12 protein-coding genes and 1 pseudogene are annotated in these 14245 nt (G+C 74.3%); 8 read left to right on the forward strand and 5 right to left on the reverse strand.

Going from position 1 to position 14245, the window contains the following annotated elements; genetic code table 11:
- Positions 1 to 193: 193 nt before the first annotated feature.
- Positions 194 to 1342 (forward strand): helix-turn-helix domain-containing protein, encoded by a 1149-nt coding sequence (locus PV789_RS09365; protein WP_274977039.1) that lies wholly within the window; start codon positions 194 to 196, stop codon positions 1340 to 1342.
- 136 nt (positions 1343 to 1478) lie between these two features.
- Here the strand turns inward: PV789_RS09365 and PV789_RS09370 are convergent, their stop codons facing one another.
- Both PV789_RS09370 and PV789_RS09375 read right to left on the reverse strand, forming a co-directional pair.
- Positions 1479 to 1706: a hypothetical protein gene (locus PV789_RS09370; protein WP_047870654.1), complete on the reverse strand. Its 228-nt coding sequence runs from the start codon at positions 1704 to 1706 to the stop codon at positions 1479 to 1481.
- Positions 1707 to 2008: 302 nt separating this feature from the next.
- Positions 2009 to 2518, reverse strand: coding sequence for a TspO/MBR family protein (locus PV789_RS09375; RefSeq protein WP_274977040.1), 510 nt, complete (start codon positions 2516 to 2518; stop codon positions 2009 to 2011).
- A gap of 114 nt (positions 2519 to 2632) precedes the next feature.
- Between PV789_RS09375 and PV789_RS09380 the strand changes: the two genes are divergently transcribed.
- Positions 2633 to 3412 carry an alpha/beta hydrolase gene (locus PV789_RS09380; protein ID WP_274977041.1) on the forward strand — a complete coding sequence of 260 codons (780 nt, stop codon included), beginning with the start codon at positions 2633 to 2635 and terminating at the stop codon, positions 3410 to 3412.
- Between the two features lie 69 nt (positions 3413 to 3481).
- Here the strand turns inward: PV789_RS09380 and PV789_RS09385 are convergent, their stop codons facing one another.
- Positions 3482 to 3952: a hypothetical protein gene (locus tag PV789_RS09385; RefSeq protein ID WP_274977042.1), complete on the reverse strand. Its 471-nt coding sequence runs from the start codon at positions 3950 to 3952 to the stop codon at positions 3482 to 3484.
- 330 nt (positions 3953 to 4282) lie between these two features.
- Here PV789_RS09385 and PV789_RS09390 point away from each other — a divergent pair, with 330 nt between their 5' ends.
- Entirely contained in the window at positions 4283 to 4417 is a 135-nt protein-coding gene (locus PV789_RS09390) for a helix-turn-helix domain-containing protein (RefSeq protein ID WP_274977043.1), read from the forward strand.
- 78 nt (positions 4418 to 4495) lie between these two features.
- Positions 4496 to 5155, forward strand: a pseudogene (locus PV789_RS09395) (RNA-guided endonuclease TnpB family protein); the annotation flags it as partial.
- Between the two features lie 260 nt (positions 5156 to 5415).
- Here PV789_RS09395 and PV789_RS09400 read toward each other — a convergent pair.
- Complete coding sequence (locus PV789_RS09400) at positions 5416 to 7695, reverse strand: glycoside hydrolase family 3 C-terminal domain-containing protein (RefSeq protein ID WP_274977044.1); 2280 nt, start codon at positions 7693 to 7695, stop codon at positions 5416 to 5418.
- 99 nt (positions 7696 to 7794) lie between these two features.
- Here PV789_RS09400 and PV789_RS09405 point away from each other — a divergent pair, with 99 nt between their 5' ends.
- On the forward strand, positions 7795 to 8574 hold the full coding sequence (locus PV789_RS09405; protein WP_274977045.1) for a TetR/AcrR family transcriptional regulator: 780 nt from the start codon (positions 7795 to 7797) through the stop codon (positions 8572 to 8574).
- A 111-nt stretch (positions 8575 to 8685) separates the two neighbouring features.
- Here PV789_RS09405 and PV789_RS09410 read toward each other — a convergent pair whose 3' ends face one another.
- Positions 8686 to 9114, reverse strand: coding sequence for a hypothetical protein (locus PV789_RS09410; protein ID WP_274977046.1), 429 nt, complete (start codon positions 9112 to 9114; stop codon positions 8686 to 8688).
- A gap of 306 nt (positions 9115 to 9420) precedes the next feature.
- Here PV789_RS09410 and PV789_RS09415 point away from each other — a divergent pair, with 306 nt between their 5' ends.
- From PV789_RS09415 to PV789_RS09425, 3 genes are all read left to right on the forward strand, one after another.
- Complete coding sequence (locus tag PV789_RS09415) at positions 9421 to 9816, forward strand: Fur family transcriptional regulator (RefSeq protein WP_274977047.1); 396 nt, start codon at positions 9421 to 9423, stop codon at positions 9814 to 9816.
- Between the two features lie 532 nt (positions 9817 to 10348).
- A complete protein-coding gene (locus PV789_RS09420; protein WP_274977048.1) occupies positions 10349 to 12373 on the forward strand; it encodes an ABC transporter ATP-binding protein in 2025 nt (674 codons plus the stop codon).
- Positions 12370 to 14109, forward strand: coding sequence for an ABC transporter ATP-binding protein (locus PV789_RS09425; RefSeq protein ID WP_274977049.1), 1740 nt, complete (start codon positions 12370 to 12372; stop codon positions 14107 to 14109). Before PV789_RS09420 ends, PV789_RS09425 begins: the two co-directional genes overlap by 4 nt.
- The last annotated feature ends 136 nt before the right edge of the window (positions 14110 to 14245 follow it).

A 14245-nucleotide genomic window follows, 5' to 3' on the forward strand; every position in this document is an offset into this window, starting at 1 on the left:
CCGCGCCGCTCAATCGTCATCCACACAAGATTCCCCGGGGGTGCTGTGCATGTGCACATAGACTCGGTGCCGGACGCTGAGCACGGATGCCGGATGCCGGATACCGGGCGCCGAACGCCGACGCTGGACGCCGCACGCCGAGCCCCGCTCACCGGACGCCGGAAGCAGTCGAGACGCACGAAGGGAGGCGGCCGTGACGGACCCCGCGGAGCAGGCCCCGCCCGCCGGCGAGCCCCGCTCCTGGGCGGGCATGGTCGAACTGCTCGCCGAGGACCGGGAGAACCTCGTCGAGGACTTCCTCCAGCGCCTGGCGGCCCTGGGCAACTACACCGACGGCATGGTCCCCGACTCCGACCTGCGCCAGAGCGCCACGGAGACCTTCGACATGCTCACCCGGCGGATCGCCGGAGTGCCCCTGCCCGACCACCTGCGCGACCTCTCCACCCGCCTGGGCGTGCGCCGGGCACGCCAGGGTGTGGCGCGCGAGCACCTGCTGGAGGCGGTCCGGCTCGACTTCCGCGTTCTCTGGGCGGGTCTGGTGCGCGCGGGCGGGCCCGGGTCCTCGCAGATCCTCGTGCTGCACGCCGAGGAGATCCTGACCACGGTCGAGCAGTACATCAGCGACGTGCAGGCCGCCTTCCTGGAGGAGCGGGCAGCGCTGGAACGCGACTCCCGGGCGGCGGCGGCCCAGGCGTTCTCCCGGCTGCTCAACTCCGGGAGCCGGGCCGCCGCCGTGGCCTCCGAGGTGGCGGGCACCCTGGGACTCCCCGAGCACGGGGCCTTCGACGTGGCCTTCGTCGTGCCGTCCCCGGAGCGGGAGCAGCGGCCCGCGGCCCGGGTCCGCGAACGCGGCGGTGGGCTGGCGTGGGAGTTCGACGACGGCGTCGCCCTGGTGCGCGAGACCGCACGGACGCCGTGGCCGGACCTGCCCTCGGGGTCCTCAGGGGGGCTGGTCGCGCGGGTGCGGGGGCTGGCGGCGGTCCCGGCCTCCGTCGAGGCGGCCCGCGTCCTGTCCGGCTACGCCGCGACCGGCGGCGGGTTCGTGCGCGAGGAGGACGTCTGGTCCGCCATCGCCCACGACCAACTGCGCGGCCTCATCCCCGGTTTCGGACGCGACCGGGTGGAGCGCTTCGAGCGGCTGGACGGGGACAGCCGGGCGCGGCTGCTGGAGACGCTGGCCCACTACGCCGCGACCGGGTCGGTCAAGGCCACCGCCGAGGCCCTGTACTGCCACCGCAACACGGTGGTCAACCGGCTCCAGGCCTTCCGCGAGACCACCGGCCTGGACCTGACCGTCCCGGCCGAGGCGGCCCAGGCCCTGGTGCTGTTCTCGGGGCGTTAGCGCACGGACCGGCCGTACACAGAGCACGTGCGGCCCGGGAGGGGTTCCGGGCCGCACATGGCAACCTCCGTGCTCTGGCGCTCGTACTCCGACGCTGTCTGGGGGGTTGTTCCGAGGGAGGCGTGTGGGGACGCCGTTACTTCACGCTCACCGCCGTGAAGACCTCGGCCTTGTCTCCGTCCTCCTCCACGGTCTTTCCGGTGGAGGCGAAGTCGAAGGAGGCGTCCTCACGCTTGAACCGGTAGCTCTTCTGTGGGGAGGCCACCTTGGTGAAGGTCCCGTCGAGGTCGCGGATGCCGACGAAATCGACGGTGTCGGGCACGATCAGCTTGATGCGCTTCATGCTCGGCTGGATGATCCGCATGCTTCCTCTTTCTTTCTCGGTACTCCTCCTGTGTGACGGCAGCACTCTCCGTCTGGTCTCCAGGTCATTCCCCATAACGGAACGATAAAAATCAGGACAGCGATTTTCGTGTGTCCCGTGTCGCTCCGGCGGTGCGCGACGAATCCGGGTGAACGTGGCGAAAGGAGTGTGTGAACTGCGGGAACACCCTCTGGAAGCCGGGGCGGGGCCGGGTCCCGAATCGGGCGATCTGCCCAGGGCCACAAAGGGTCTTCTTTTCCGACCGAAACCCTCCATGGCGGGCGTCCGCGGCGTATAGGCCCTCAGCCGCCCGTGTTGAGCCACCAGACGGAGAGGTTGAGCGCGGTCGCGAACACCGTCCAGGCCCAGTAGGGCACCAGCAGGGCCGCCGCCCACCGGGACCGGCGGGCGAACAGCACGATGGTCGCCGTCAGCGCCGCCACCAACAGGCAGATGTCGACCAGGGCCGCCCCGCGCAGACCGGCGGCGAAGAACAGCGGCGTCCACGCCGCGTTCAGCGCGAGCTGGACGAAGTAGAGCGTCAGTTCGGTGCGGGCGCCGCGCCAGCCGTGGCGGCGCCAGACCAGCCAGCCCGACACGGCGATCATGGCGTACAGCGTGGTCCACACCGGGCCGAACACCCAGGAGGGCGGGGCCCACGAGGGCTGGCGCAGGGCGGCGTACTCCGCGGCGGTGCCGGTGCTGGAGAGCACCCCGACGAGAGCGGCGGCGGTGACGGCGGCGGCGAACCCGACCAGGCCCAGCAGGGACGCGCGGGTGGAGGGGGTGTGCGAGGCGGCTGCGGCGGTCATGGCTTCTCCCGGGGGCGGCGGTCGGCTTCTGGTCGGTGCGGGCGCCCGGTCCGCGACCGTGTGTCTGTACCGCTACCTCCGCCCTTGCCTCACTAAACAAGTATCTTGGAAAGCGTGAAGAAAAAGAACCGGGAACGCGGCCGCGCCGCGAAGGCGCTGGGGATCGCCGCGCTCGCCCTGACGCTCCTGCTCGTCCTCGCGGTCGGCGGCTTCGCCGTCTGGGCGCTCAACCCCTACCAGGCGGAACCGCGGGCGCTGCGCGAGGCCGTCGCCGCCCCCGGCGTCGAGGTGGACGTGACCGACGACGCCGTGGTCGTCAGCTCCACCCACGCCCCGCCCGAGGCCGGAGTCGTCTTCTACCCGGGCGCGCGCGTCGCACCCGAGGCCTACGCCGCGCCCTGGGCGCTGATCGCCGCCGACACCGCCGTGCGGGTGGTCATCCCGAGGATGCCGCTGAACTTCGCGGTGTTCGACACCGACCGGGCCGACCGCGCCATCGCCGACCACGGCGACGGAGTCGACGCGTGGTACGTGGGCGGGCACTCGCTGGGCGGCGCGATGGCCGCCTCCCACCTCGGCGGACGCACGGACGACACGGTCGTCGGACTGGTCCTGTGGGGCTCCTACGCCGCGGAGGGCGCGGGCCTGGCCGGGCGCGAGGACCTCGCCGTCATCTCGGTCTCGGGCAGCCGTGACGGCCTGTCCGATCCGGCGACGGTCGAGGAGAACCGCCCGAACCTGCCGCCCGACGCGCACACGCACCAGGTCCAGGGGATGAACCACGCCCAGTTCGGCGCCTACGGGGACCAGCCGGGGGACCTGCCCGCCGACATCGGCGACGCCGAGGCCCACCGCCGCCTCGCCGAGGTGACGGTCGGCTTCCTGGACCGGTAGGCCCCGCACATGCCAGGAGCCCGTACCCCCGAGGCGGTACGGACTCCTGGCACGAGGGGGACACCCGCCTCACGCGGCGGCGGAGCGGGAGCCGCGCACCAGCACCACGGCGGCCAACAGGGCGTCCTCCGCCTCGTCCAGCGCGGCCTGGACGTGGTGTCCGTCCGGAGCCGAGTGCACCGCGATGAGCGCGTGCGCCGCGCACATCGCCGCCTCGGCCGCCGCACCCGGCCGTGAGGGGGCCGGGTCGGTCGCCCACTGCCAGTCGCTGACGGTCCGCTCCATCCTGCGGTACAGCAGGGCCTGACCCACCTCCCGGTCCTGTACCGCGTGGGCCCACGCGTTCGGTGCTCCCTCGGCGGGGCGCACCGTATTCGGACCGGCCTGGATCTCCGCCGCGGCGATCAGGCTCTGTGCGAGCGCGGGCACGTCCTCCTCGTGCGCGCCGCCGCTGCGGTGCATGGGATCGAACACGGGAGGGAGTCCCAGAGCGGTCAGCGCACGCACGATTGGTCCGGGGTCGCCGATACCCTGCGTCATCTCAACCTCCGGCTGTCTGCTTCGGCACATCTCCAGCCCTCTACCCAGTCATCGGCTACTTCCCGAACGCATTCCCAGCGTTTTCGTCGAAAAACTCGGAGGAGTGCTACGGAGGTGCAACGACACGGCCCCGGGCCGGGTTCCTACCGTCCGTCGCGAATCACGCGGATTCCGGGGGCGCCGGGGCCCTCCACCCGAGCCGATCCCGGGGAGCGGAGACCGCGGGCGGCGAAGGCTCACCCGGGGTCGCGCACCGCCGGCCGCCCTCACCACAATGTCGTAGGGCCCGACTACGGTGTGTGCTGGTTCGAGGGGAGGTGTTTTCTCATCATGTTGACGGGATTTCGGTACCGGCTCGCGCTCACTGACGAGCAGGCCGAGTCGTGTCAGGTCTATGGCGATATCTGTCGGGCGGTGTGGAACACCGGCCTGCACCAGCGCCGCGAGGCCGTGTCCCGTTGGTAGCGCGGCCAACGCCTGCCCTACTGCGGCTACCACCTCCAAGCCCGTGAACTGGCCGAGGCCAAGACCGAGGAGACCTGGCTGAAGGCCGCCCCCTCCCACATCCTCCAGCAGACCCTGCGCGACCTGGACCGGGCCTGCCGGGAGCACGGCACGTTCAAGGTGCGGTGGCGTGCCAAGAACCGGTGGAAGCCCTCCTTCCGCTTCCCCGACGGCACACGGATGAGCATTCAACGCCTGAGCCGCAAATGGGGGCGCATCAAGCTGCCCAAGCTGGGATGGGCGCGCTTCCGCTGGTCACGCGCGCCCCGGGGCACGGTCCGCTCCGCGACCATCTCGCGGGACGGGGCCCACTGGTATATGTCGCTGCTGTGCGAGGACGGCCAGAGCACCCCCGAGGCGCATGAGCGCCCCGGCAGCACGGTGGGCATCGACCGGGGTGTGGCGGTGGCGGTGGCCACCTCCGACGGCGACCTGCTCGACCAGGTGTTCCAGACCCCGAAGGAGGCCGAGCGCGAACGCCGCCTGCGCCGCCGCCTGTGCCGCCAACGCCGGGGGTCGAACAACCGGGCCAGGACCAGGGCCGCTCTGGGCAAGCTGACCGGGCGGGTGCGGGCGCGGCGCGCCGATTTCGCCGCCCGGACCGCGCACGTGGTGTGTGCCAAGAACGCGGTCGTGGTGCTGGAAAAGCTCAAGACCAAGAACATGACCGCCTCGGCCCAAGGCACCACCCACGCGCCGGGTGTCAACGTGCGTCAGAAGGCGGGGTTGAACCGGGCGATCCTGGCCAAGGGATGGCACGGCCGGGCCCCGGCCGCCGTGGCGCACGAAGACGGTCGCGTCGCCGAGCGGGACGTGCTGGGAGGTGAAGCCCTCGAACATCGCCCCAGTATCCCCGCCGCCGCCCCGCCGGTACAGGGCCCGGCGCGGGCGGGGGCGGGGCAGGGCGGAGAAAGGACCGCCCGGGCGGCGGGAAGGGACCGCCCGGCCGGGCGTTCCGCTCAGTCCTCGGCGTTGATCCTCGCCACGAGCGCTTCGAGCTCGTCCAGCCCCGTCGGGCCGAAGCTCGCCAGGCGGCGGATCGGGATCGAGGCCATCATCCGCGCCATGTCCATCCCCATGGCGTTGTCGGAGCCCTCGGCCGCCGCCGGAGGTGTGAAGGCCTGGGCGAGGAGGGCAGCCGCCCCGGGGTCGGCCATGACCTCGCCCAGCGTGGAGTCGAGCGTCACCGGCAGGCGCAGCGCGTCGCCCTCGACGGCGACCGCCGCCGCGGCCCGCAGGTCGCGGCTCGAAGCGCCCGCCGACACCACGTACTCGCCGCCCTCGACCACCCAGCGGTCGGCCCGCACCTCCCAGTACGCCAGGTCCTCGCGCGACAGCAGGACGCTGACGCGCTCGCTGCCGCCGGGCTCCAGGGTCACGCCCGTGAAGCCCTTCAGCTCACGCGGCGCCCGCGACACGGCCGAGTCGGGCTTGGCGACGTAGAACTGCACGACCTCGCGTCCGGCCCGGTCCCCGGTGTTGGTCACGGTCAGGTGCGCGGTGATCCCGGCGCCGTCCTGCTCCAGTTCGAGGTCGGAGTAGGCGAAGCTCGTGTACGACAGGCCGTGCCCGAAGGGGAAGGCCACCTCCATGTCGCGGGCGTCGTACCAGCGGTAGCCCACGTACAGGCCCTCGCCGTAGAGCACGGCGGAGTTCTCCCCGGGGAAGTTGAGGTAGGCGGGGGTGTCCTGCAACCGGACCGGCACCGTCTCGCCCAGCCGCCCGGACGGGTTGACCCGGCCGAACAGCACGTCGGCGACCGCGCCGCCGCCCGCCTGGCCCAGGAGGGCCCCGTCCAGGACCGCGGGGGCCAGGTCGGCGACCGGGGCGAGCCGCAGCACGCCGCCGTGGGAGAGCACCACGACCGTGCGGGGCTGTGCCCGCACGACGGCCGCGAGCAGGTCGAGCTGTTCGGCGGGGAGTTCGATGTGCTCGCGGTCGAAGCCCTCGGACTCCTGGTGCTCGGCCAGGCCCAGGAAGACCACGGCGGTGTCCGCGTCGGTCGCGGCGCGCACCGCATCCTCGCGCAGCTCCGCGGCGTCGCCCGGCTCCGCGGCTCCCGGCGCGTCGGCGGCGTACCCGGCGGCGAAGGTGACCGCGCCGGAACCGGCCAGGGCGCGGATCTCCTCCAGCGGGACGTCCACGCGCGTGGGGTTCACGTGGGAGCTGCCGCCGCCCTGGTAGCGCGGGTTCCGGGCGAAGCCGCCGATCACCGCGACCGACCCGCCCGGCGCGAGCGGCAGGAGCGCGCCGTCGTTCTTGAGCAGGACGACGCACCGCGCCGCCACCTCGCGGGCGAGGGCGTGGTGGGCCTCGACCTCCGGTGCGCCGACCTCCGGGGCGAGCGCGGAGTCCGCCGCGCGGTCCCGGCGGGAGCCGCGCGCCCTGGCGGCCAGCGCGGCCACGCGGGAGGCGGCCGTGTCCACGTCCTGCGCCGAGCAGGCCCCGTCCTCCACGGCCGCGAGGAGCCGCGCGTCGCTCGCGCCGCCGTCGCCGGGCATCTCCAGGTCCAGTCCGGCGGCGATCGCGGCGGGCCGGTCCTGCACCGCGCCCCAGTCGCTCACGACCACGCCGTCGAAGCCCCACTCCTGGCGCAGCACCGTGGTGAGCAGCCAGTGGTCCTCCGAGGCGTAGACGCCGTTGATGCGGTTGTAGGAGCACATCACGGTCCACGGGGCGGACGTGCGCACGACCTTCTGGAAGGCGCGCAGGTAGATCTCGCGCAGGGTGCGCGGGTCGACGTCGGAGCTGGAGCGCATCCGGTCGTGCTCGGCGTTGTTGGCGGCGAAGTGCTTGAGCGAGGCGCCCACGCCGGTGCTCTGGAGGCCGCTCACCCAGGCGCCGCCCAGGACGCCGGTGAGGACGGGGTCCTCGGAGAAGTACTCGAAGTTGCGTCCGCCGCGCGGGTCGCGCTTGATGTTGATCCCCGGGCCCAGGAGCACGTCCACGCCCAGCGCCCCGGCCTCGGCGCCCAGGGCCGCGCCCACCCGTGTGACCAGGTCGGGGTCCCAGCTCTGGGACAGGCCGACGGCGGGCGGGAAGCAGGTCGCGGGCAGGCTCTCGGACAGGCCCAGGTGGTCGGTGGCACCGGCCTGTCGGCGCACGCCGTGCGGCCCGTCGGTGAGCACGAGCGAGGGGACGTCCCCCACGGCCTTGGTCGTCCAGAAGTCGGCGCCGCTGCTCAGCGAGGCCTTCTCCGCCGGTGTGAGCCCGCTGATGTCAGTCGGGTCGTGGGTCATGGGTGCTCGCTCCTGTCCGGGGAAACGCGGTTCGGTGGCGCGTCCGTGCGAAAACAGTACGTCATGCGGTTTTCGTGCGGCAAGTGCTACAGTCGCGCCATGGCACGACGAGGCTCCTACGCGAAGGGCGTGGCCAAGCGCGGGGAGATCCTCGACGCGGCGCTCGCCGTCATCGGACGCGACGGGTACAGCCGCGCGACGGTGCGCGAGATCGCCGGCGCGGTCGGACTCAGCCAGAACGGCCTGCTGCACCACTTCGGGAGCAAGGAACGGCTCTTCGTCGAGGTGCTGCGCCACCGCGACGAACTCGACGTGCTGGTCTACGGGGAGGGCGCGCGGCAGCGCTCCGGCGCCGTCGGCCGGGACACCGAGGCCGTCGGCCGGGACTCCCGCGCCGATGGCGGGCCTCCCGGGGCCGTCGGCGAGCGTCGTGAGGCCGCCGACAAGCGCCCCGACATCGGAGAGTCACTGGTCCGGGTGGTCCGGCACAACGCCGAGGTGCCCGGCCTCGTGCAGCTGTACTCGCGCCTGTCCACGGAGGCCGTTGAGGAGGGGCACCCCGCCCACGGCTTCTTCCGGGAACGCTACGCCACGGGACGCGAGGCCATCGCGGCGGAGATCCGGCGCCTCCAGGGGGAGGGGAAGCTTCCGGCCGAGCACGACGCCGACCGCCTGGCGGCCCTGGGCCTGGCCCTCATGGACGGCCTCCAGGTGCAGTGGTCCTACGACTCCGGCGTCGACATGGCCGACCACATGGCACACTTCCTCGGCCTCGTCGGCCTGCGGTCCGCCGGGCCGGACCCGGCGAGGGAGGGGCGGGTTTCCGGGGGCGCGGCCCCTGACGGCCCGGTTCCCGGGGGCTCCACCGCCGAGGGGTGACCCGGGCCCGTTCCGTTCGGGTCGGGGCGTCCGCCCGCGGAGGCCGGTGCGGCTCCGACCGAAGCGCGGGCGGGCCGCGGCGCCGGTGCCGCGCGCCGGGGCTCGGCGGCCTCAGGCGGACGCGCCGCCCAGGGAGTACCCGCCCTCCTCGGTCCAGGGAACCTCGGCGTCCTCGACCCGCACGCTCCAGCGCGCGTTCGGCAGGGCCCAGCGCAGCCGGGTGAGCGCCCCCAGGTAGTGCCGCAGCTGGCACAGGAGCGGTTCGACGCCGCAGGAGTGGTGCGGCAGCTTGCTGGAGCCCGCCAGCACCTCGCCCTCCGACAGGTGGCGGCCGCCGTACAGGAAGAGCCCCTCGAACACCTCCTCCGGCCGCCGGTGCGACTCGGGCACCTCGCCCGCGGCGTGCCACCGGGGCAGCAGCGCGGCGGCCTCCTCCATGAGCGCCCGCTCGCCCTCAGCGAGCGCCTCGGCGGCCAGGGCGTGCTCGTGCGCGTCCAGGGGGGTGGCGCGCGTGGCGCTGTAGTGGAGCGAGACGCCCATGGTCCTGCCTCCGCGGTGGGGAAGGGGAGTGTGCGGGACCGAGCGTAGGGCCGTGCGCCGACGTTCGGGTCCTCTTGGGACGGCCGCCGCTCGCTCGTAGACCTCGGGGGAGCGGATTCCGGTGCGGTTCGGGAGTTTTTGAGGTGATACTGGGGCGACCGTGGTACGGTTATGAAAATCATTTCCATGCAGTCTGTGTCACATGACCGGAGGCCCGTGACGTGTCTGGAGGCAGGCGACGGCGCCGCGCGCCGGGGGCGGCGGGCACGCCGTTCACCGTGAGGACCGACCGGACGGCGGCCTGAGATGCCCCGGGTGTCCCAGTACGACGACGTCGTCCTCAAGGCCCTGGGGCGGAGCACGCGTTTCCGCAGCTGCCAGGAGATCCACCTCGCCCTCTCCGGAGGAGGCTCCCGCGCCCGCAGGCCGCCCAGCCTGTCCACCGTCTACCGCACGCTCCACCGTCTGGCGGAGGAGGGCGTCCTCGACACCCTCCACTCGCCCGAGGGGGAGCGCCTCTACCGGCTGTGCAGGACCTCCTCCCGGCACCACCACCTGCTGTGCCGGGTCTGCGGGCGGGTGGAGGACATCGCGCAGGCGGACGAGTTGGGGAGTGTCGTCGAACGCATCCGCGAGGACAGCGGTTACCACTCCCTGGACTACTCCTTCGAGCTGTCGGGCGTGTGTCCGGGCTGCACCTAGGCAGCGCTCTCCGGGCCTGTGCCCTCCGGGCACGTGCTCTCGGCCCCGCGCCCGGGCGTCCGCACCGTTCCGACGGGCGGGGCCGGTGCGGGCGACGGGCTCCGGGCGGGGCCGGTCCGCCGACCACGGGCCGCCGGGCCCGCGCACGACCGCCTGAGCCGCACCCCCGCCGCACGGGACCACGCGATCGCCCCGGCGGCGGGGGTGCTCCCCGGCCCCCGGCCCAGCACCCCCCGACCACGCCGCAGAACCCGGAGGACACCATTTCCGCCATCGACGACCACTCACCGGGGACCGGGTCCTTCGCCCCCGTCGGCCACCGGTACAGGGTCACCAGCACACCCGTTCCACGTGCGGCGCCGAACGGCCCGGACACCGCGCACGGCCCGGACCCCGCGCACGACGCCGTCGTCGACGAGTACGACCGGGAGGCCTTCGGCGTCCCGCGCCTCGCCGAGGAGCCCGGCCTGTTCGTGCGGCGCCCGCCCGGGACCGGCCGCGAGGCCGCTCCGGAGACCGGGGCGCTGGTCCGTTGAGCACCGCACAGGACACCTCCCCGCGCGCGCAGGCCGCGCCGGAGACGGGGACCGGGCGCGCGCCCTCCCCGCTCGACGTCCTCCTGGAGCCGGTCAGGGGGCGCGTCCGCGCGGCCGTGGTCCTCCAGGGCCTGGCCGGCGCGCTCGGCCTCGTCCCCCTGATCTGCCTGGCCGAGGCCGCGGCGGCGCTGCTGGTCGACGGGCCGACCGACGCCGCCCCGGTGTGGACGCTGGTCGCGGTCGCGCTGGCCGGAGCGGTCGCCGCCCTGGCCGCGGGCACCGCCTCCACCCTGGTCGGGCACCTGGCCGACAACGACATGCAGCTGTCCGTGCGGCGGGCCCTGGCCCGCCACCTGGGGCGGGTCCCGCTGGGCTGGTTCTCCGGCCGCGGCTCGGGCCGGGTCAAGAAGGCCCTGCACGACGACATCGAGGACGTCCACTCCCTGGTCGCCCACACCCTGCCCGACCTGGCCGCCGTCGTGGCGGTTCCCGTGGTCGCCCTGGCCTACCTCGCCTCCGTGGACTGGCGCCTGACCCTGGTCGCGGTGCTGCCCGTGGCCGCGGGCGTGCTGCTGTTCGCGCGGGCCATGGCCGGGTCCATGAAGAAGATGGCCGAGTACGCCGAGGCGATGGGCGCGGTCAACACCGCGGCCGTGGAGTTCGCGGACGGCATCCAGGTGGTCAAGCATTTCGGCGGGCACCGCAGGGCACACGAGCGCTTCACCCGGGCCGCCGACGCCTTCGCGGACTTCTTCGTCTCCTGGTCGCGCGCCACCACCCCGGCCACGGTCGCCTCCTTCCTGGCGCTGTCGGCGCCCACGGTCACCGTCACCGTCGTGGCGGCGGGGGTGGGCTTCACCGCCCTGGGCTGGAGCGAACCCGTCTCGGTGGCGGCCTTCGCCCTGCTGGCCCCGGCGCTGTGCGCGCCGGTGAACGTGATCGGCTCGCGGGTGCAGCAGATCCAGGCGGCGCGGGCCGCCGCCGGGCGGGTCCGCGACCTGCTCGCCACCCCGCCCCTGCCCGAGGGCTCCGGCGGGGGACCGCGGGGCGCCCGCGTGGTCTTCGACGGGGTGCGCTTCGCCTACCCGGCGCAGGAGGGCGCCGAGGGGAGCGGGGCGGGTGGGGAGGTCCTGCGCGGTGTGGACCTGGTCCTTGAGCCGGGCACCGTGACCGCCCTGGTCGGCCCGTCCGGCGCGGGCAAGACCACCCTGGCCACCCTGCCCGCGCGCTTCGCCGACGTCACGGCGGGCGCGGTCACCGTGGGCGGGGCGGACGTGCGCGACATCCCCGCCGAGGAGCTGTACCGCACGGTCGGCTTCGTGTTCCAGGACGTGCGGCTGCTGCGGGAGACCGTGGCCGACAACATCGCCATGGGCCGCCCCGGGGCGGCCCGGGAGGAGGTGGAGGCGGCCGCCCGCGCCGCCCGCGTCGCCGAACGGATCGAGGCGCTGCCGCGCGGCTACGACTCCGTGGTGGGCGAGGACGCCGACCTGTCCGGGGGCGAGGCCCAGCGGGTCTCCATCGCCCGGGCCCTGCTCGCCGACACCCCCGTGCTGGTGCTGGACGAGGCCACCGCGGCCGTGGACCCGGTGTCGGAGGCGGATATCCAGGACGCCCTGAGCGAACTGGCCCGGGGCCGCACGGTCCTGGTGATCGCGCACCGGCTGGGCACCGTGGCCGGGGCCGACCTCATCGCGGTGATGGACGAGGGCCGCGTGGTGGAGCGCGGCACCCACGGTGAGCTGCTGGCGCGCGGCGGCCGGTACGCCGACCTGTGGCGCGCCCAGCACCCGCGGGACGGTGACGCGGACGCACCCGGCGGGGCCGCCCGCGAGAGCGGCGTGTCCGGGGCGGACGCCGGTGACGGAGGCGGCCCCGGTGCGGGCACCCGTGACGGGCAGGCCAGCGACGGCGTTCGTGACGGGGCCCTGCTCAACAGGGGCGTCCGGAACGGAGGCGCGTCCGAAGGGGACGCCCATGACGCGGACGCACGAGACGAAGAACCGGGAGCAGACCAGTGATCCGCGCCTTCCTCAAGGCCCTGGGCCCCGAGCAGGTCGGGCCCATGCGCGCGAGCCTCGCGCTCACCACCGTCGTCTCGGCCCTCCAGGGTGTGCTGTTCGCCCTCCTGGTGCCCGTGCTGTCCCACCTCCTGGGCCCCGACCCGGACCGGGCCTGGCCCTGGGTGGCTGTCCTGCTCGCCGCCACCGCCGTCTACGCGGTGCTGCGCGCGGGCAGCCTCCACCTCAACTTCCGTGTCGGCGGCGCGCTCTCGCGGGGCCTGCACCACCGGCTCGGCGACCACGTCGTCCGCCTGCCCCTGGGGTGGTTCACCGGGGGCCGGGTCGGGGAGCTCAACCGCCTCGCCACCGACGGCGTCTCCCGGGCCACCAACCTGCCCGTGCACCTGTACCCGCCCCTGGCCGACGCGGTGGTCACCCCCGTCGTCTCGGTCCTGGCCCTGTTCGTGTGGGACTGGCGGATCGCGCTCGCGGCCGCGGCCTGCCTGCCGCTGCTGTGGATGGTCTTCACCCTGTCCGGTGAGGCGGTGGGGCGCAACGACGCCGCTCGCGACGCCGTCACCGACGAGGCCGCCGACCGGGTGCTGGAGTACGCCCGCGCCCAGACCGTGCTGCGGGCCTTCGGCCGCACGGACACGGGCGGCCGGCGCCTGGACGCGGCGCTGGAAGCCGAACACGGCGCCGCCCGGCGCCTGCTGCTGCGCGCGGTCCCCGCCCTGCTCTGCTACTCCTTCGCCGTGCGGCTGGTCTTCGGCCTGCTCCTGGTGGCCACCGTGTTCCTCACTCTCGGCGGCACCCTCGACGCGCCCCTGGCGGTCGCGCTGCTCGTGCTCGTGGCCAGGTTCGTCCACCCCCTCTCCGGCGCGGCCGACCAGGGGGCCGCCCTGCGGATGGCGACGAACGTGCTCGACCGGCTCAACGCCGTGCTGGAGGCGCGTCCCCTCCCCGAACCGGACGCGCCGGTACCGCCCCGGGGCGCGGACGTGGAGTTCGACGACGTGTCCTTCTCCTACGACCCGGACGGGCCCCGCGTCCTGGACGGGGTCTCCTTCCGGGCCGAACCCGGGACGCTCACCGCCCTGGTCGGGCCCTCGGGTTCGGGCAAGACCACGGTGGCCCGGCTGCTGGCCCGCTTCCACGACGTCGACGCGGGCAGCGTGCGCCTGGGCGGGGTGGACGTGCGCGCGGTCGGCAGCGAGGAGCTGTCCCGGCACGTGGCGATGGTCTTCCAGGACGTGTACCTGTTCGACGCGAGCATCGCCGAGAACGTGCTCCTGGCCGACCCCGGGGCCGCGCGGGAGGACCTGGACCGGGTGGCCGCCGCCTCCGGCCTGGACGCGGTGGTGGCCGGACTCCCCGACGGGTGGGACACCCGCGTCGGCGAGGGCGGCGCCTCGCTCTCGGGCGGGCAGAAGCAGCGGGTCTCCATCGCCCGCGCCCTGCTCAAGGACGCGCCGGTCGTCGTCCTGGACGAGGCCTCGGCCGCCTTGGACGCGGAGAACGAGGCGCTGCTGACCGCGACCGCCGTCTCCCTGGCGCGCGAGCGCACGGTGCTCGTCATCGCGCACCGGCCCGCCACCGTGGCCGCCGCGGACCGGGTGGTCTTCCTCGACGCCGGACGCGTCGCGGAGGCCGGAACCCCGGCCGGACTCCTCGCCGCGGGAGGGCGCCACGCCGAGTTCGCCCGTGCGCGCGAGCGGGCCCGGGGGTGGAGGCTGACCGCCGAACCCTCCTGACCCGGAGCGGCCGTCCGACCGGCGCGGGTCGCCACCGGCACCGGATGCCACGCGACAGGAAGTCCCGTGCGACTCCGCCTTTTCCCTCGGCGGGTTCTTCTGGCATGGGTCTTCAACTCGACGGGGCCGGGGGCTT

The sequence above is a fragment of the Nocardiopsis camelliae genome, assembly GCF_028993595.1.
Classification (GTDB): domain Bacteria; phylum Actinomycetota; class Actinomycetes; order Streptosporangiales; family Streptosporangiaceae; genus Nocardiopsis; species Nocardiopsis dassonvillei.